This window comes from Azospirillum aestuarii (assembly GCF_016632405.1).
GTDB classification, from domain to species: domain Bacteria; phylum Pseudomonadota; class Alphaproteobacteria; order Azospirillales; family Azospirillaceae; genus Azospirillum; species Azospirillum aestuarii.
In genome coordinates, this window is the sequence record NZ_JAEPIV010000014.1 from 71038 (window position 1) to 89037 (window position 18000).

15 protein-coding genes are annotated in these 18000 nt (G+C 69.9%); 6 read left to right on the top strand and 9 right to left on the bottom strand.

The genetic code is table 11. The features are described 5' to 3' along the window. Nucleotides 1–66: 66 nt before the first annotated feature. Nucleotides 67–2475, top strand: coding sequence for a transketolase (locus tag JJL56_RS21390; RefSeq protein WP_200486193.1), 2409 nt, complete (start codon nucleotides 67–69; stop codon nucleotides 2473–2475). An 18-nt stretch (nucleotides 2476–2493) separates the two neighbouring features. Here JJL56_RS21390 and JJL56_RS21395 read toward each other — a convergent pair whose 3' ends face one another. Further along, nucleotides 2494–3009 carry a hypothetical protein gene (locus JJL56_RS21395; RefSeq protein WP_200486194.1) on the bottom strand — a complete coding sequence of 172 codons (516 nt, stop codon included), beginning with the start codon at nucleotides 3007–3009 and terminating at the stop codon, nucleotides 2494–2496. Nucleotides 3010–3296: 287 nt separating this feature from the next. Between JJL56_RS21395 and JJL56_RS21400 the strand changes: the two genes are divergently transcribed. Both JJL56_RS21400 and JJL56_RS21405 read left to right on the top strand, forming a co-directional pair. Next, the gene (locus JJL56_RS21400) at nucleotides 3297–4382 is read left to right on the top strand and encodes a site-2 protease family protein (protein ID WP_145624808.1); all 1086 of its coding nucleotides are present in this window, start codon (nucleotides 3297–3299) and stop codon (nucleotides 4380–4382) included. Between the two features lie 104 nt (nucleotides 4383–4486). Then, on the top strand, nucleotides 4487–4954 hold the full coding sequence (locus JJL56_RS21405; protein ID WP_200486195.1) for a DsrE family protein: 468 nt from the start codon (nucleotides 4487–4489) through the stop codon (nucleotides 4952–4954). An 8-nt stretch (nucleotides 4955–4962) separates the two neighbouring features. Here JJL56_RS21405 and JJL56_RS21410 read toward each other — a convergent pair whose 3' ends face one another. The 4 genes from JJL56_RS21410 to JJL56_RS21425 form a co-directional block, all read right to left on the bottom strand. Beyond that, complete coding sequence (locus JJL56_RS21410; RefSeq protein WP_247891175.1) at nucleotides 4963–5787, bottom strand: aminotransferase class IV; 825 nt, start codon at nucleotides 5785–5787, stop codon at nucleotides 4963–4965. Then, on the bottom strand, nucleotides 5784–7145 hold the full coding sequence (gene pabB / locus JJL56_RS21415; protein ID WP_200486196.1) for an aminodeoxychorismate synthase component I: 1362 nt from the start codon (nucleotides 7143–7145) through the stop codon (nucleotides 5784–5786). Before pabB ends, JJL56_RS21410 begins: the two co-directional genes overlap by 4 nt. A 29-nt stretch (nucleotides 7146–7174) precedes the next feature. After that, nucleotides 7175–7960 carry an SDR family oxidoreductase gene (locus JJL56_RS21420; RefSeq protein ID WP_200486197.1) on the bottom strand — a complete coding sequence of 262 codons (786 nt, stop codon included), beginning with the start codon at nucleotides 7958–7960 and terminating at the stop codon, nucleotides 7175–7177. Nucleotides 7961–8041: 81 nt separating this feature from the next. After that, on the bottom strand, nucleotides 8042–8515 hold the full coding sequence (locus JJL56_RS21425; protein ID WP_247891176.1) for a hypothetical protein: 474 nt from the start codon (nucleotides 8513–8515) through the stop codon (nucleotides 8042–8044). A gap of 371 nt (nucleotides 8516–8886) precedes the next feature. On the opposite strand from JJL56_RS21425, the gene trxC reads away from it, so the two are divergent. Further along, entirely contained in the window at nucleotides 8887–9336 is a 450-nt protein-coding gene (trxC, locus tag JJL56_RS21430; protein WP_145624800.1) for a thioredoxin TrxC, read from the top strand. Between the two features lie 3 nt (nucleotides 9337–9339). Here trxC and JJL56_RS21435 read toward each other — a convergent pair whose 3' ends face one another. The 4 genes from JJL56_RS21435 to JJL56_RS21450 all read right to left on the bottom strand — a co-directional run bounded on the left by JJL56_RS21435 (nucleotide 9340) and on the right by JJL56_RS21450 (nucleotide 13497). Next, a complete protein-coding gene (locus JJL56_RS21435) occupies nucleotides 9340–9951 on the bottom strand; it encodes a response regulator transcription factor (protein ID WP_145624798.1) in 612 nt (203 codons plus the stop codon). Continuing rightward, nucleotides 9941–11806, bottom strand: a complete 1866-nt coding sequence (locus JJL56_RS21440; protein WP_200486199.1) for a sensor histidine kinase — start codon at nucleotides 11804–11806, stop codon at nucleotides 9941–9943. The genes JJL56_RS21435 and JJL56_RS21440 overlap by 11 nt, the downstream gene beginning before the upstream one ends. Nucleotides 11807–11911: 105 nt before the next feature. Further along, the gene (locus JJL56_RS21445; protein ID WP_145624795.1) at nucleotides 11912–13207 is read right to left on the bottom strand and encodes an NAD(P)/FAD-dependent oxidoreductase; all 1296 of its coding nucleotides are present in this window, start codon (nucleotides 13205–13207) and stop codon (nucleotides 11912–11914) included. A gap of 86 nt (nucleotides 13208–13293) precedes the next feature. Beyond that, nucleotides 13294–13497 carry a YgaP family membrane protein gene (locus JJL56_RS21450; protein ID WP_145624794.1) on the bottom strand — a complete coding sequence of 68 codons (204 nt, stop codon included), beginning with the start codon at nucleotides 13495–13497 and terminating at the stop codon, nucleotides 13294–13296. Nucleotides 13498–13631: 134 nt separating this feature from the next. On the opposite strand from JJL56_RS21450, the gene JJL56_RS21455 reads away from it, so the two are divergent. Both JJL56_RS21455 and JJL56_RS21460 read left to right on the top strand, forming a co-directional pair. Continuing rightward, a complete protein-coding gene (locus tag JJL56_RS21455) occupies nucleotides 13632–14684 on the top strand; it encodes an efflux RND transporter periplasmic adaptor subunit (RefSeq protein WP_200486200.1) in 1053 nt (350 codons plus the stop codon). A gap of 11 nt (nucleotides 14685–14695) precedes the next feature. Beyond that, nucleotides 14696–17956 carry an efflux RND transporter permease subunit gene (locus JJL56_RS21460; protein WP_247891177.1) on the top strand — a complete coding sequence of 1087 codons (3261 nt, stop codon included), beginning with the start codon at nucleotides 14696–14698 and terminating at the stop codon, nucleotides 17954–17956. Nucleotides 17957–18000: the final 44 nt, after the last annotated feature.

An 18000-nucleotide genomic window follows, 5' to 3' on the forward strand; every position in this document is an offset into this window, starting at 1 on the left:
CTGCCGCGGCACAAATGATAGGCTCCACCAATCATCGACCGCCGTTCCGTCAAGAGAGGCACCGACATGGACGCGACCGTTCCGAACCACGCCGACCTCGCCTGCCTGCGCGAGCTGGAGCGCAAGGTTCTCTGGCTCGCGTCCTGGACGATCCACAACGCCAACCACATCCGCCCCAACCAGGACGGGCTGAAGATCGGCGGGCATCAGGCGTCCTCGGCCTCGCTGGCGACGATCATGACGGCGCTCTATTTCCAGGCCCTGCGCCCAGAGGACCGGGTCGCGGTGAAGCCGCACGCCAGCCCGATCTTCCACGCCATCCAGTATCTGCTGGGCAACCAGACGCGCGGGAATCTGGAAAATTTTCGCGGCTTCAAGGGCGCCCAGTCCTACCCGTCGCGAACCAAGGACGTGGACGACGTGGACTTCTCCACCGGCTCGGTCGGGCTGGGGGTGGCGCAGACGCTCTTCGCCTCGCTGGTGCAGGATTACGTGAAGGCCAAGGGCTGGGCAAAGGACCTGCCCGAGGGGCGCATGGTGTCGCTGGTCGGCGACGCCGAGATGGACGAGGGCAACATCTTCGAAGCCCTTCAGGAGGGCTGGAAGCACGGGCTGCGCAACACCTGGTGGATCGTCGACTACAACCGCCAGAGCCTGGACGCGGTGATCCGCGAGGGGCTGTGGGAGCGGCTGGAGAACATCTTCCGCGCCTTCGGCTGGGACGTGGTGATCCTGAAATACGGCGCACTGATGCAGGCGGCCTTCCAGGAGGAGGGCGGCCAGCGCCTGCGCGCCTGGATCGACCGGTGTCCGAACCAGCTCTATTCCGCGCTGACCTACCAGGGCGGGGCGGCGTGGCGGAAGCGGCTGCTCGACGATCTGGGCGACCAGGGGCCGGTCACCCGCCTGATCGAGCGCCGCAACGACGAGGAACTGGCCCTGCTGATGGGCAATCTGGGCGGCCACGACCTGCCCTCGCTGCTCGACGCCTTCGCCCAGGCGCGCACGCACGACCGGCCCGTCTGCTTCATCGCCTACACCATCAAGGGCGCCGGGCTGCCACTGGCCGGGCACAAGGACAACCATTCCGGCCTGATGACCCCGGCGCAGATGGAGGCGTTCCGCGCCGCCAACGCCGTCCGTCCGGGCCATGAGTGGGACCGCTTCGAGGGGCTGAGCCTGTCGGCGGCGGAATTGGACGCCTTCCTGAAGCAGGTGCCCTTCGCGGCCAAGGGGCGGCGGCGCCATGGTGCCGCGGCGGTCCCGGTGCCGGCGGCGCTGGCCGCTCCGACGCAGAAGGCGCTGTCCACCCAGGCGGCCTTCGGCCTGATCCTGAACGAGTTGGGGCGCGAGAAGACGGAGCTGGCGGAACGCATCGTGACGACCGCGCCGGACGTGACGGTCTCCACCAACCTCGGCGCCTGGGTGAACCGCCGCGGCCTGTTCGCCAAGAGCGCGCTGGCCGACCTGTTCAAGAAGGAGCGCATCCCCTCCACCTACACGTGGGACTTCTCGCCCGACGGCCAGCATTTCGAACTGGGCATCGCCGAGTCCAACCTGTTCATCCTGCTGTCGGCGCTGGGCCTGTCGCACTCGCTGTTCGGGGAGCGTCTGCTGCCCATCGGCACCGTCTACGACCCCTTCGTCATGCGGGCGGCGGACCAGATGAACTACGCCTGCTATCAGGACGCGCGGTTCCTTCTGGTGGCGACCCCGTCCGGCGTGACGCTGGCCCCGGAAGGCGGGGCGCACCAGTCCATCGCCACGCCGCTGGTCGGCATGGCCCAGGACGGGCTCGCCTGCTTCGAGCCGGCCTTCGCCGACGAGCTGGCCGTCACCATGCGCTGGGCCTTCGACTACATGCAGCGGGAGGGCGAGGGCGAGCCGGACGAGCGGAACTGGCTGCGCGACGAGACCGGCGGCTCGGTCTATCTGCGCCTGTCGTCGCGCGTGCTGGAGCAGCCGGTCCGGACGATGGACGCGGAGCTGGAGAGCGGCATCGTCCAGGGCGCCTACTGGCTGCGCCGTCCCGGGCCGAACGCCCAGGTGGTGGTCGCCTACAGCGGCGTGGTGGCGCCCGAGGCCATCGAGGCGGTGGGCATGCTCGGCGAGGACCGCCGCGACGTCGGGCTGCTGGCCGTCACCTCCGCCGACCGGCTGCACGCCGGCTGGAGCGCGGCGCAACGGGCGCGCGAACGCGGCAAGCCCCATGCGCGTTCTCACGTCGAACGGCTGCTGGAGGGTGTGCCGTCCCACTGCGCGCTGGTGACGGTGCAGGACGGCCATCCGGCGGGGCTGGGCTGGCTGGGCTCGGTCCTTGGTCACCGCACGCGGGCGCTGGGGGTGGAGCATTTCGGCCAGACGGGCACCATCGCCGACCTCTACCGCCATCACGGGATCGACGCCCAGGCCATCGTCCGCGCGGCGGAGGCCCTGTCCCCCGGCCGCCCGGTCCGCCATCTGAAGGCTGTGTAGGCTGGACGGAGCAGCCCGTCACTCGCGCTGCCCCGCCTGACGGATCATCCACAGAAAGAAAAGGGTGCCTGCTCCGAAAAACGCCACACCACAAAGCGCCGTGATCTTGTCCCACAGGTCGCCCTTCATTGCGAAGACGGCAAAGGTGGCGAAGACGCCCAGCGCCGTCATCACAACACCGAGACCAAAGAACACCCAGAGGCTGCGTCGGTCGGATTTGCGGACAGATATGCGCTTGGCTTCCGCCCATGTCATCCGCTCATCCGAGATCGGATACCTGCGCGCTGTGATATGATTTGCGAAAATTTGGACGGCGAGCCCCACAAAAAATACAATCAGTATTATAGGAAACGATGGCTTTAATATTGTTAAGGACAATCCAGCGATTGAACCAAAGACAACAGACCGCTTTGCTGACGACTTTATTTTATTTTCTTCTTGCTCGTTCGGCACAATGCGGGCGCGCCCGAACATACCAAAAGGGTAGTACAGTCTCAGCCCGGTGGCACTGGTTTTGAAAGGCGCTTCGGCCATGCTGTCAAGTAAGCCCACTGCACACCATTAATCAATCATGAATTACAATCCATGGTAGCGATCTCCCGAAGAAAAGACAAGGAGGAGAGATAAGGAAGAGGCTCACCCCCACCAATCCACAGGCGACCGCGGCAACGCAGCCGTATGGTTGAGCAACTTTCAAGAGTTGGTGCAAGCGAGCATTGCCCCGCAATGGCGTCCTTCCCAAGCACACCGTGACGCCTCGCACCTTGGATCACCACATATGGATCGCATCCATATCGGTCACAGCGCAAGGCGAGGTCGGGATGAGCTGGTCGATCCCCATCGGCACCGTGAAGGGCACGGTGATCCGCATCCACATCACCTTCTTCCTGTTCCTTCTGTGGATCGGCGCCGCCTACCACGCGCAGGGCGGCTGGCCGGCGGCGCTGGAGGGGGTGGTCTTCCTCTCGCTGCTGTTCCTCTGCGTCCTGCTGCACGAGTTCGGGCACGTCTTCGCCGCCCGGCGCTACGGTGTCCGCACGCCGGACATCACCCTGCTGCCCATCGGCGGGGTGGCCCGACTGGAGCGGTTGCCGGAGAAGCCGTCGCAGGAACTGGTGGTGGCGTTGGCCGGGCCGGCGGTCAATCTGGTGATCGCGGCGCTGCTCTATGCCGCGCTCGGCGGCTTTGTGCCGGCGGAAGCAGCGGAGGTGCGGAACGCCGGCATTGACGTGCTGTCCCGGCTGGCCGTGGTGAACCTGTTCCTGGCGCTGTTCAACCTGATCCCGGCCTTCCCCATGGATGGCGGGCGCGTGCTGCGGGCGGTGCTGGCGAGTCGCATGGGCTATGTCCGCGGCACCCAGGTGGCGGCCTCGGTCGGACAGGCGGTGGCCATCGGGCTGGGGCTGCTCGGGCTGTTCGGCAACCCGATGCTGCTGTTCATCGCGTTGTTCGTCTATCTGGGCGCCTCGTCGGAGGCGCACGCGGTGCAGATGCGCGAGATCACCCACGGCGTGGTCGTGTCCGACGCCATGGTCACCCGCTTCGAGACGCTGCCGCCTTCTGGCGTGCTGGAGGACGCGGTGCAGTGCCTGATCCGGACGACCCAGCACGAGTTTCCCGTGGTGGACGGGGGCGGCACGCTGCGCGGCGTGCTGACCCGCGACGACCTGATCCGCGCCCTGCGCGATCGCGGCCCGGACACGCCGGTGCTGGAAGTGATGCGCCCCGACATCCCCGTGATCCACCGGCACGGCAAGCTGGACGAGGCGTTGCGCCTGATACAGGAGAAGAGCCTGCCCGCGGTCGGAGTCGATGATGGGAATGGGCGGCTGGTCGGGCTGGTGACTCCGGAAAATGTGGGGGAGATGATGATGGTCCAGGCCGCCAAACACGCCCTGCGCCGCTGACCGCCTCCCCCTTCCGTTGCGCGGGCACTCCCTTCGGGAACAAGCGGCGGCCGGGGTCATTGTGCTAGGACAGCGGATGCCCCCACAGCGAAAGGGAGGATGACATGGCGATGCGCTCCACGCGCCGGGCGGCGCTGGCAATGGCCGGCTTCGCCGGAATGACCGCCGCCATAGCGGGGCGGAAGGCGGGGGCGGACCAGCCCGGCGTCCACCGCGTCGCCATTCAGGTCAGCAGCAACGACCCGGCGCTGATGAACATGGCGCTGAACAACGTCAAGAACATCATCGAGTATTACAAGACCATCGGCGAGACGGTGGAGGTCGAGCTGGTCACCTTCGGTCCCGGCCTGCACATGCTGCGCGCCGACCGCTCGCCGGTGAAGGAACGCCTGACCTCGCTGAAGGGCAGCCTGCCGACCCTGACCTACTCCGCCTGCGAGAACACCCGCAACGGTATGATCCGCGTGGAGCAGGGCGAGGTTCCCATGGTGCCGGAAGCCAAGCTGGTGCCTTCCGGCGTCGTCCGCCTGATGCAGCTTCAGGAAGAGGGCTGGTCCTACCTCCGACCCTAACAGACGCTCTATTCCGCCGCGATGTCTTTCAGCAGGGCCGTCGTCACCGGCCCTACCCTTCCGGCGCCAATGGCCTGCCCGTCGACGCGCAGCAGGGGGCGTACGCCAAGGCTGTTGGTCAGGAAGGCCTCCCCGGCCCCCAGCAGGTCGGCAACGGAAAGCGGCGCCTCCCCGGCGTTGCCCCGTTCCAAAATCAGCGCGCGGCGGATGCCCGGCAGCGCGCCCTCGACGACCGGCGGGGTCTGCAGGCGCCCGTCTCGAACAATGAACAGGTTCGCCACGCTGGACTCGGCCAGACGGCCCGCGCCGTTGAGCAGGAGCGCCTCCCCCGCGCCGCGCGTTGCCGCCTCCTGCCGGGCGAGGATCGAATCCAGGTAATTCAGCGACTTCACGCGCGACAGCGGCGAATGCTCGTTGCGCCGGGTGGTTTGGGCGATGACCGCCTCCACCGGGCCGGCGGGCGGTGGCGCGGGGGCCAGCGTCATCAGCAGAGTCGGCACGGCGTCCGCCGGCGGCAGGACGCCGCGCGCTCCGGTGCCCCGCGTCAGCGTCACCCGCAGCACGCCCTCCGCCCGGCCCTCCGCCGCGATCAGCGCTTCGGCGGCGTCGGCCAGCGCCGTAGCGTCGTAAGGGAGCGGCAGGCCGAGCAGCGCCGCTCCATCTGCCAGCCGGGCGAGATGCCGGGCGAGATGGCGGGCGGTGCCGCCGGCCACCCGGATCGTCTCGAACAGCCCGTCGCCCAGCGTGAAGCCACGGTCCGCCGGGTCGATGCGCGCCTCCGCCGCCGGCAGCAGGCGCCCGTTCAGCCAGACGACGTTCATGTCCGGGCTCATGTCCGGGCCTCCTCCAGCGCGCGGAGCTGGGCGCGGATCTTGACCATCATCTCCTCATGCTCGTCCACCGGGTCGGAATCGGCGACGATGCCGCCGCCGGCCTGGGCGATCACCGTATCCGGTGTGATCGACAGGGTGCGGATGACGATGCTGCTGTCCATAGCGCCGTCGAAGCCGAGCCAGGCCACCGAGCCGCAATAGGCGCCGCGCCGCGCCACCTCCAGCTCGTCGATGATCTGCATGGCACGGATCTTGGGCGCCCCGGTGATCGAGCCGCCGGGCAGCGCCGCCCGCAGCAGGTCCACCGCTCCCAGGCCGGGCCGCAGCCGCGCCGTGACGACCGAGACGAGGTGATGCACGTTGGCGAAGCTCTCCAATCCATAGAGCGTCGGCACCCGGACGCTGCCCACCCGCGACACCCGGCCGAGGTCGTTGCGCAGCAGGTCGGTGATCATCAGGTTTTCCGCCCGGTCCTTGACGCTGGCCGCCAGCTCCGCGGCGGCGGCGGCGTCCTCGGCGGGGTCGGCGTAGCGCGGGCGGGTGCCCTTGATCGGGCGCGTCTCCACCTCCCCCGCGGCGCTGATGCGGATGAAGCGCTCCGGCGAGGCGCTGGCGATGCGCAGGCGCGGGCCGCAGTCGAGATAGGCGGCGAAGGGCGCCGGGCTGATCGCGCTCAGCCGCCGATACAGCGCGTAGGCGTCCAGCCCGTCGCGCCGCTCGGCCAGGAAGCGCTGGGTGAAGTTGGCCTGATAGATGTCGCCGGCCCGGATGTACTCCAGCACCCGCTCCACCCGTGTCAGATAGGCGTCCCGCTCCAATTCGCTCCGCCAGGGGGCGACCGGGACGGGGCCGAGAGGGGACGCCCCGCCGCCCTCCAGCCGGGTGGCCAGGGCGCGGGCGCGGTCCTCGGCCTCCGGACGGGCGGCGATCACCCAGGCGCGGCGCTCCGCATGGTCGAAGGCGGCCACCGCGTCGTAGAAGCCGAAGGCCATCTCCAGCTGGCCGCCGGGGTTGGCGTGGCGCGAATGGATGCGCTCCAGCCGCAGCCCCGCCTCGTAGCCGATGAAGCCGACCGCCCCGCCGCGGAAGGGCGCCGGTCCCGGCAGACCCTCGGGCCGGGCGTGGCGCGCCAGCTCGTCGGCCAGAACGGCGAAGGGGTCGCCGTCCACCGGCCGGCCGTCGAGATGCGCCCGCCCGCCCAGCGACTCCAGCGTGCGGAAGGGCTCCGCCGCGATGTAGCTGAAGCGGCCGTGGGCGGGGTGCGGGGCGGCGCTGTCGAGCAGCATCGACCAGGGCTGTCCGGACAGAGCGCGGAAGGCCTCCGCCGGATCGGCGCATGACAAGGGGATCGCCAGCATGGCGTCTCAGCTTCCTGTAAGACCGGCCTTCACATGAGAATGGTGGCGCCGCCGTCCACCACCAACACATGCCCATTGACGTAGGACGCGGCAGGCGAGGCCAGGAACACCGCGGCCCCGGCGATCTCCTCCGGTCGGCCCCAGCGGCCGATCGGGGTGCGTCCCTCGAAATAGGCGGACAGGGCCGGGTTGCCGGTGATGCCGGCGTTGGTCTCCGTCGCGAAGAAGCCCGGCGCGATGGCGTTGCTGGTCAGGCCCTTTGCGCCGTACTCGGCGGCGAGCGCCCGCACCATACCGGCCAGCCCGGCCTTGGCGGCAGCATAGACCGCGTCGTTGGCACGGGCGATCTGCCCGGAGATGGAGGTCACCGTGATCAGCCGTCCGAAGCCCTGGGGCAGCATCAGCCGCGCCGCCTCCCGCGCCAGGATCAGGCCGGCGGCCAGATCGACGTTGAGCAGTTCGCTGATCTCCTCGTCCGCGAAGTCGGTCAGCGGCTTGCGGTTGCGCTGCCCGACATTCTGGACCAGCACGTCCAGCCGCCCGTGATCCCGCCCGATCCGCGCGAAGGCGTCCCGCACCGCGTCCCGGTCGGCCACGTCGAAGGCCAGCACCGAGGCCCGTCCGCCCGCCGCAGCGATGGCCTCGGCCTGCGGTTCCAGCCGCGCGGCGTCACGCCCGTTCAGCAGCACATGGGCGCCGGACCCGGCCATGGCGCGGGCGATTTCCAGACCCAGCCCGCGCCCGGACCCGGTGACCAGCGCCACCCGGCCTTCCAGCGAGAACTGCGACAGATAGGGAAGATGCGGGGCGGTCATGGTCACCGATGCGGAGGGTGTGAACGGTTTCGCAGGTTTAGCAGATGCTCCGCCGGATGGCACGCTGTCCGACATCGGGCCTCAGGCGCGGGGAAGCAGTTCCACCGTTTCCGCGATGGTCCAGCCGTCCGCCCGCACCAGCCGCCCGAGGCGCCCGTACAGCGTGGCGCCACTGGACACGCGCCCCTCCGCAGCCCAGACGTTGGCGGCGGGGGCGGTCAACAGACCCAGCACCTCCACCGAGAAGGCGACTCCGTTCCGCGCCAGCAGGCGCCCGAAGGGCTCCGTCCCCTCGCGAAGCTGTTCGGCGAAGGCCGCGGGAAAGCCGCCGAGCGCGATGCGGATGCTCGCCAGCTCCACCGGCAGCGCGTCCGGCCCGATGGTCAGCACGATGTCGCGTAGCAGCGCGGTCCCGTCCGGCTCCGTCCGCTGGCGCAGCACCCGCACGCCCACCGGCTCGCCCCACCGCTCCGACAGGACGGCGGTCATGCCGCGGTCGTGGTCGAGCAGCGCCCGATAGGGCGCCGGGACCACGGCGGGGGGCAGCGTGGACAATCCCCGTGCTCCAGGCCCCCACCCCGTCGTCAGAGCCCGCGCGCGCGCCAGGGCGGAACCGGAATCGTCCACGGAGGAACAGCCGGCGGCGGAGGCGGACGAAAAGGAAGGCTTCATTCGGAATCGCGGTTCTGCGGAAGGGCTTGGCCGCTCCCGGAGAGGGAAGGGCCACGGGCCGGCATTCTAGGAACAGCGCCCCGCCAACCGCAATGCCGAAGGCGCACATCGCAGGGTCGTGCCACTCGCTTGGCCCCACAATGAAAAGGGGCGCCGACCGCAGCCCTGTCCCGCGCCGGCGGCCTCTTGCGCTTCACGGACGCTGCATTAGATCACGCTCATAAAGACGCCCGTCCTGGAGGGGGAGCCGCGCCATGTCCGACCATCTTCACGTCGCCTGCCCAAGCTGCGACACCCTGAACCGCATGCCGCGCGGACGCCTGGACCAGCCGGGCGCCGGGAAATGCGGCCGCTGCGGTCAGCCGCTGTTCCAGGGCAAACCAATCGCGCTGACCGCCGCCCGCTTCACCCCTCAGGCGGAGCGCAGCGACCTGCCGCTGCTCATCGACTTCTGGGCGGAGTGGTGCGGGCCGTGCCGGATGATGGCGCCGGTCTTCGAGCAGGCCGCCGGCCGGCTGGAGCCCCATGTCCGCCTCGCCAAGGTCGACACCGAGGCCGCCCCCGATCTCGCCGCACGCTTCGGCGTGCGCAGCATCCCGACCCTCGTCCTGGTCCACCATGGGCGCGAGCTGGCGCGCACCGCCGGGGCGATGCCGCTGCCCGCCCTGCTCGGCTGGGTGCGGCAGGCGATGGCGGCCGTCTGACCCTTATTCCGCTTCCAGAAGCAGCCGGGTCAGGTCGGAGACGGAGGCGACCTCCAGCTTGTCCATGACGTTGTGGCGATGCACCTCCACCGTCTTCAGGCTGAGGTTGATCTCCGCCGCGATGACCTTGTTCGGCTTGCCCTGCACCACCAGATCGGCGACCTGCCGCTCGCGCGGGGTCAGGCGGGCCAGCAGGGCGCGGACATGGGCCTTGCGCGCCTGCGCCTCCCACGCCCGACGGGACGTCTCCAGCGCCTCGTGCACCCGGTCGAGCAGGAGCTGGTCGTTGAAGGGCTTCTCGATGAAGTCCACCGCCCCGGCGCGGAAGGCGCGGGCGGCCATCGGCACGTCGCCGTGGCCGGTGATGACCACGACGGCCAGGACGGAGCCGGCGCGGGCCAGCGTGTCCTGCAACTCCAGCCCGCTCATCCCCGGCATGCGCACGTCGGTGACGAGGCAGCCGGGCCGGTCGGCGCGGACGGCGCGCAGGAACTCCTCGCCGGAGCCGAAGGATTCCACCGCCACGCCCAGCGAGCCGATCAGCCAGCCCAGCGAATGGCGCATCGCCGGATCGTCGTCCACCACGTAAACGGTGCGGGCCGCGTCAGCCTGCATTGACCTTCTCCTCCGCTGCGGGCAGGACGAAGCGCACCACGGTGCCCCCGCCCGGATGATCGGTGGCCCAGAGATGGCCGCCATGGCTTTCCACGATGGTCCGGCAGATCGACAGGCCCAGCCCCATGCCGCCGGGCTTGGTGGTGAAGAAGGGGTCGAACAGGCGCGCCCGCGCGTCCTCCGACAGGCCGTGCCCGCGGTCGGCCACGGCGATCTCCACCCGCCCTTCCGCGTTCAGCCCGGTGCGCACGGTGACGCCGCGTCCCTCCCCCGCCTCGCCGTCCGCCCCACCATCCATGGCGTCCAGCGCGTTCTTGACGAGGTTCAGGACGACCTGCTCAATTTGCACCCGGTCGGCCAGGACCGGCGGCAGGCCGGCGGTCAGAGCGCGGGTGACGGGGATGTTGCCGCTGCGCGCCCGCCCCTCGCAGAGCTGCAACGCCGCCTCCACCGCGCCGTTGACGTCCGCCGGCTCCAGCTGGGCGGCCCGCTTGCGCACGAAGTCGCGGATGCGGGCGATGATCTGCCCGGCGCGGTCGGCCTGGGCGGCGATGGCGCGGGAGGCCTCCGCGAATTCGGCAGCGCTGCCCACCCCGGCCTCCAGCCGCCGCGTGCAGCCGCGCGCGTAGTTGGCGATGGCGCCCAGCGGCTGGTTCAGCTCATGAGCGATGTTGCTGGCCATCTCGCCCAGGATGGAGAGGCGGGCGACGTGGTCCATCTCCTTCTGCCGCTCGCGAGCGGTCTCCTCGGCGCGGCGGCGCTCGGCCATCTCGCGGCGCAGTTCGCGGTTGGCCGCGCGCAGCTCGGCGGTGCGCACCTTGATGAGATGCTCGACCCGCAGCGAATGGACCGCCCACCACAGCAGGGCCAGCGCCGCCAGCGCCAGCCAGTGCCAATGCTCCCGCGCAAGGTCGATAAGGGTGACGTCGCGCAGATGCTCGTAGGGACCGATGCGCAGGCTGCGGAACAGGCCATGGACCGGCTGGTAGTCCATCGGCACCGTCCAGCCCTCGTAGCCGCCGGCCAGCGCCGCCGGATGGCCGTCCGGCATCTGGAACAGCGCGACCACCACCGCCTTCGCCAGATCCTCCGGCGTTTTGGCCAGCCGGGCGAGCGGCCAGTCGGGATAGAGTCCGGTGGACAGGGCGCAGCCGAAGCCCGGTTCCGTCCGCGGGGCGACGACCTGGAAACCCGCGCGGTCGAGGTGGCCTTCCTGAGCCAGCTCCTCCAGCACGCAGGCGCGCAGAACGCCCGCGTCCACCTCCCCGTCGCGGACGGCGAAGGCGATGCGGTCCACCGGGAAGCCTGAGAAGCGCAGTTCCTTCAGGTCGGCGTAGGGGTCGACCCCGGCCGTCAGCAGCGCCCCCCAGGCGACCTGAAAACCGCCGAAGGCATCGGGGTCCACCGCCATCACGGACTTGCCCTTGAGGTCGGCGAGGCTGCGGATGTCGTCGCGCCCGGCCCGGACGATCAGCGCCGAGCCCACCGCCGCCCCCGACGCGCCTGAGCGGGAGGAGTGGAGCGTGGCGATGCGGGTGACACCGTGACGGGCCTCCAGCTCCACATAGTTGCCGGTGTTGGTCAGAACGAAATCGACGCTGCCGGCGGCCACCGCCGCGTCCATGCCCGGCAGGTCGAGGGGCACCATCTCCGCCCCGCGCTGCGGAAAGCGGTCCGCCAGATAACGGACGGTCGGCTCCCAGACAGCGTTGGCGTGGTCGCCGCCACGGTAGGCCAGCACGCCGACGCGGATCGGCGGCTCCGCCGCCCCGGCCGGTGCCCCTGCCGCGACCGTTGCGGCGAGAATCCCGGCCAGCGCGAACGTCAGTCGGACCGATCGGGACGTGAGGCGCATGGCATCCTTCGGGCGAGGCCGGTGAACGGGAACGGTCGTGTGGGCGGTGGCTCCCCCATGCGCCGCATACACCCGCGCCCGGCCACATTCAATCCGTATGGCTCCTTATCCGTCCAGCTTGGCCGGCGCGTCCGGCTGCACGCGCGTCAGGCCCAGCAGTTTCAGCGCGTAGCGTTCATAGACCGGCTCGCCGATGCCCTTGCGCACCTTGCGCAGGAAGTAGCGCTCGAATCCGATCTTGGCGAGATGGACCCAGCGCCCGTGCGACGACCAGTTGACGTTGCGCGGCGGGATCTGCGGCATGGCGACGAAGGCGACGCCGCTGTCCCCGAAATCGGCGAGGCAGAGCGCGTTCCAGGTCGCCTCCTCCGTCGGTTCCTTCCCGTCCAGGATGGCGCGGATGTTGTGGGCGGCGGCGGTCACCATGGTTTCGATCATGTAGCCGGTCTTCGGAACGCCCACCGGGACCGGAGTCTTCTCCACCGGTGGGATGGCGATGCAGACGCCGACGCCGAAGACGTTTCGGAAGGTGGGGTTGCGCTGGTGGCGGTCGGTCAGCACGAAACCGCGCGGGTTCACCAGCCCCTCCACACCGCGCAACGGGGCTATACCGCGGAAGGCGGGGAGCATCATGGTCAGGCGGCTGCCCACCATGTGCCGCGCCTTGTCCTTGCCGTCCGCGTCGACCTCCGTGACGTGGACCGTGTCGGACTCGAATCGGTCCACGCGGGCGTTGGCGATCCATTGGATGTGCCGTTCGCGCAACGCCGACTCCAGAAGCCCCTTGGTGTCGCCCACCCCGCCCAGCCCGAGATGCCCGATGTAGGGTTCCGACGTGACGAAGGTCATCGGCACCTTGTGGCGGATCTTGCGGCGGCGCAGGTCGGCGTCGGCGATCATCGCGAACTCGTAGGCCGGTCCGAAGCAGGACGCCCCCTGCACCGCCCCGACGACCAGCGGGCCGGGGTTGCGGCAGAAGTCCTCCCATCGCTGGGCCGCCGCCTCCGCGTGGTCGACGTGGCAGATCGAGACGGTGTTGGCCTGCGGCCCGAAGCCCTCGATCTCGTCGAAGGCCAGTTCGGGGCCGGTGGCGATGACGAGCTGGTCGTAGCCGAGGCTGGTCCCGTCCCCGAGATCCAGCGCGTTGTCCTGGGGCCGCAGCGCGCGGCAGCCGGAATGGTTGAAGGCGATGCCCTTGCGGGCGAAGGGCTCCGCCAGAGCGACGGTGATGTCGCCGCGCTTGCGCCAGCCGACCGCCACCCAAGGGTTGGACGGCACGAACTGGAACTGGCCGCTGTTCGATACGACGGTGATCCGGTCGCCGGGCCGCGCCAGATCCTTCAGCTCATAGGCCATCGGTATGCCGCCGATGCCCGCCCCGAGTACGACGATGTGGGCCATATCCGTTTCCTCTCCGGACGATCCGGGTCTGTTGGGCTGCCCGGTTGTGTGTTTTGGTCGAGATCTCCCCCTTGCCCGGCCCGCGCCTACTCGAAGGCCATGCCGGGGCGCAGCCCGATCCGCTTCAGCACGATCGCCAGCGGACAGAAGCCGGTGAAGGCCGCCTGGAGCAGGTTGGCCCCGACGAAGGCGGTCAGCCACAGCCAGTTCGGGCTGTGAAGCTGGGACAAGGCGAGGCTCAGCAGGATCACGGTCCCAGCAAAAGCCATGACGATGCGGTCGATGCTCATGAGGCGGTCTCCTTCAAGCCGGACGGACTGCCGGCTGGCTTTCGCATTTTATTCGTTGACGCTAAATTAGCAATGTCTAAAATATAGGATCAAGACGCCCTGAGTTCCGCTCCTCCCGTCCGAAGTGGCCCGCCATGCCCCGCTCCCTTCCTCCATACACGCCGGCCCGCAAGGCGCTGCTCGCCGTCACCCTGCTGGCGGCCCTCCTTCCCCTGTCCGCAACGGCGGCCGAGCCCGACAGCCTGACCGTGCAGCCGCGCCCGGTGGAGGACCTGAAGGCCGTCTTCGCCACCGTGGAAAGCGTGCGCGAGACGCTGGCCCGCACGCGCATCGGCGGCACCGTGGCCGACCTGAAGGCGACGGAGGGCGACAAGGTGACCCTCGGGCAGGTCATCGCCACCGTTCACGACCCCAAGCTGCCGCTCCAACTCGCCGCGCTGGACGCGCGCATCCAGGCGCTGAAGGCGCAGCAGCATCAGGCGGAGCTGGAGCTTGGACGCGCCCGCCAGCTCCGCGCCAGCGGCACCGGCACGCAGCAGCGGCTGGACGACGCGCAGGCCGCGCTGGACGTCGCCCGCGCCCAGATCGCCGCCATGGAGGCCGAACGCTCCGTCGTCGCCCAACAGGCGCGGGAGGGAGAGGTGCTGGCCCCCGCCGCCGGGCGCATCCTTCAGGTCAAGGTGATCGACGGCGCCGTGGTCATGCCGGGCGAGCCGGTCGCCAGCATCGCCACCGACACCTACATCCTGCGGCTGCGCCTGCCGGAGCGGCACGCCCGCTTCCTGAAGGAGGGCGACCCGGTGCTGGTCGGCCAGCGCGGGCTGGCTCCGGTGACCGTCACCGATCCCGGCGCCACGGCGCTGGCGCGCGGCGCCGTCCGGCAGGTCTATCCCGAGATGGCCGGCGGGCAGGTGATCGCCGACGCCACGGTCAGCGGCCTGGGCAACTTCTTCGTCGGCGAGCGGGTGCGGGTCTATGTCGCCACCGGCACGCGCGACGCGGTGGTGATTCCGCCGGATTGGCTGCTGCGCCGCTTCGGCACCGATTTTGTCCGGCTGGCCGACGGGACGGAGGTCCCGGTCCAGGCGGGCAGCGCCATTCCCATGGTCGGCGACCGGCCCGGCGGGCTGGAGATCCTGTCCGGCCTGAAGCCCGGCGATGTCATCGTCCGCCCGGCGGGCTCGTGAGGGGGAACGCCATGAGGCTCGGCCTTTCCGGGGTGCTGACGCGGACCTTCATCCGCTCGCCCCTGACCCCGCTGCTGCTGCTCGCCTCGCTGGCGGTCGGCGCCATCGCCCTGCTGTCGCTGCCGCGAGAGGAGGAGCCGCAGATCAGCGTCCCCATGGTCGACATCCTCGTCCAGGCGGACGGGCTGAAGGCCGGCGACGCCGTGGAGCTGGTCACCCGGCCGCTGGAGGAGATCGTCAAGGGCATCGACGGGGTCGAGCACACCTACAGCCAGACCATGGACGACCGCGTGGTGGTCACCGCGCGCTTCCTCGTCGGCACCCCGTCCGACGACGCCATCCTGCGCGTGCACGAGAAGGTGCGGGCCAGCATGGACCGCATCCCGCTGGGCATTCCGGAGCCGCTGATTGTCGGGCGCGGCATCAACGACGTCGCGATCCTGACGCTCACCCTGTCGCCCAGGGCGGAGGCCGCCGGGCGCTGGACCGTCAACGCCCTGCACGGCGTGGCCGACGACCTGCTGGGCCAGCTCGTCCAGGTGGAGGATGTGGGGCGCAGCTTCATCGTCGGCGGTCAGCCCGACCAGATCCGCGTGGAGCCCGACCCGGAGCGGCTGGCGCTCTACGGCGTCACGCTGAACCAGCTCGTGGACAAGGTGAAGAACGCCAACCGCTCCTTCATCGCCGGGTCGGTGCGCAGCGCGGGCGGCAGCCTGCCGGTGGTCGCCGGCCAGACGCTCCAGGGCACGGCGGACATCGGGTTGCTTCTGGTCACCACTCGCGACGGGCGGCCCGTCTATGTGAAGGATGTGGCCGACGTGGTGGTGGGGGCGCGGCCCGGCGAGATCAGCGCCTGGCATCTGGTGCCGGACGGCAAAGGCGGGCTGATCCGCACCCCTGCCGTCACCATCGCCATCGCCAAGCGCGCCGGGGCCAACGCCGTCACCATCGCCGACCGCGTGCTGGAGCGCGTCCAGGCCATCCAGGCGGAGGGGCTGCCGAAGGACCTCACGCTGACCGTCACCCGCAACTACGGCGAGACGGCCGACGAGAAGGTCAACGAGCTGCTGTTCCATCTGGCGCTCGCCACCGTCACCATCGTCGGGCTGATCGTTCTCGCCATCGGCTGGCGGGAAGGGTTGGTGACACTGGTCGTCATCCCGACGACGATCCTGCTGACCATGTTCGCATCCTGGCTGATGGGCTACACCATCAATCGCGTCAGTCTGTTCGCCCTGATCTTCTCCATCGGCATCCTGGTGGACGACGCCATCGTGGTGGTGGAGAACATCGACCGTCATTGGTCGATGCGCGACGGGCGCAGCAAGGTCCAGGCCGCCGTCGAGGCGGTGGCGGAGGTCGGCAATCCGACCATCGTCGCCACCCTGACGGTCATCGCCGCCCTGCTGCCGATGATGTTCGTCTCCGGCCTGATGGGCCCCTACATGAGCCCGATCCCGGCCAACGCCTCCGCGGCCATGGTCTTCAGCTTCTTCGTCGCCATGGTGCTGACGCCCTGGCTGATGGTGACGCTGCGTCCGGGCGAAACCCCGGTGGGTGAACACGGCGAGCAGGACGGCGGCCGGCTGGGGCGCCTCTACCGCGCCGCAGCGCGCCCGGTCGTGCGCAGCAAGCGCCGGGCCTGGATCTTCCTGCTGGCGGTCGGGGTGGCGACGCTCGCCTCGACGGCGCTGTTCTACACCAAGGACGTGGCGGTCAAGCTGCTACCCTTCGACAACAAGTCGGAGCTTCAGGTGGTGCTCGACCTGCCGCGCGGCGCGGCGCCGGAGGACACGGAGCGCGCCCTGCTCGCCGCCGCGGGGAAGATCGCCGATCTGCCGGAACTGGCCAGCGTCCAGGCCTATGCCGGGACCGCGTCCCCCTTCAACTTCAACGGTCTGGTCCGGCATTACTACCTGCGCGACCAGCCGGAGCAGGGCGACCTACAGGTCAATCTCGCCCCCAAGAGCGAGCGGGCCCGCAGCAGCCACGCGGTCGCGCTCGACATCCGGGCGCGGCTCTCCACCCTCCCCCTGCCCGCCGGGACCGTGCTGAAGGTGGTCGAGGTGCCGCCCGGCCCGCCCGTGCTGTCCACCCTGCTGATGGAGGTCTACGGCCCCGACGCGGAGACCCGGCGCAAGGCGGCGCTGGCGGTGGAGGACGCCTTCCGCGGCGTGGACTTCATCGTTGACGTCGAGAACAGCATCCGCCCGCCCGGCGACCGTCTGCGTTTCGCGCTGGATCGCGAAAGCCTGGAGTTCCACGGCGTGGAGGAGCAGGCCGTCTACGACACGCTGCGCGCGCTGACGGGCGGCGTTCCGGTCGGCTACTCGCACCGCGGGGCGGGGCGCACACCCATCGAAATCGCCGTGCAGATGCCGCGCTCCGGCCTGTTCCTGTCCGAACGCCTCCTTTCCACCCCGGTTCCGGGGGCACGCGGCACGGTGGAACTGGGCGATCTGGTGACGATGACGCGGGAACCAGCCTCCCACACGCTGTTCCGCCACAACGGGCGCTTCGCGGAGATGGTCATGGCCGATCTGGCCGGTCGGTTCGAGGCGCCGATTTACGGGATGCTGGCGGTGCAGGAGCGGCTGGACGCCGTCGATTGGGCCGCCGCCGGGCTGGCCGCCGCGCCGGAGATCCGGATGCACGGCCAGCCGGATGACCAGAACCGGCCGGTGCTGCTGTGGGACGGCGAGTGGGAGATCACCTACGTCACCTTCCGCGACATGGGGGCCGCCTTCGGCGTGGCGATCCTGGGCATCTATCTGCTGGTCGTCGCCCAGTTCGGGAGCTTCAAGCTGCCGCTGGTGATCCTGGTGCCGGTGCCGCTGACCCTGATCGGAATCGTGCTGGGCCACTGGCTGTTCGGGGCGGCCTTCACCGCCACCTCGATGATCGGCTTCATCGCGCTGGCGGGCATCATCGTGCGCAACTCCATCCTGCTGGTGGACTTCATCCGCCACCTGCGGGAGCGCGGGACACCGCTGCGCGAGGCGGTGCTGGAGGCCGGGGCCATCCGCTTCAAGCCGATCCTGCTGACCGCCGTCGCCGCGATGATCGGGGCGGCCTTCATCCTGACCGATCCGATCTTCCAGGGGCTGGCGATCTCGCTGCTGTTCGGGCTGTTCAGCTCGACCCTTCTGACGGTGCTGGTGATCCCGGCGATCTACATCGTCCTGCGCGGGGAGGCGAAGGCGGCCGCTCCCCCCGCCCCGCCGCCGGCCGCCGGCCACCGCCGCCGTGAACTCCTCGACCTCCAGGGATGACCATGTTCAAGACCCTTCTCTCCCGTCTCGGCCTCAACCGGAGC